The 213-nt window shown below is 70.0% G+C and carries 1 pseudogene; it reads left to right on the top strand.

From position 1 onward, the window contains the following. Positions 1-213: pseudogene (locus IF37_RS40595) on the top strand (trehalose synthase); the annotation flags it as partial.

Here is a 213-nt window from a genome sequence, read left to right on the forward strand (position 1 = left end):
GGCGACGAGATCGGCATGGGCGACAACATCTGGCTCGGCGACCGCGACGCCGTGCGCACCCCCATGCAGTGGACCCCCGACCGCAACGCCGGCTTCTCGTCCTGCGACCCGGGGCGGCTGTTCCTGCCGACCATCATGGACCCGGTCCACGGCTACCAGGTCACCAACGTCGAGGCGTCGATGTCCTCGCCCTCCTCGCTGCTGCACTGGACC

The sequence above is a fragment of the Streptomyces sp. NRRL S-31 genome, from assembly GCF_000718775.1.
GTDB lineage: Bacteria > Actinomycetota > Actinomycetes > Streptomycetales > Streptomycetaceae > Streptomyces.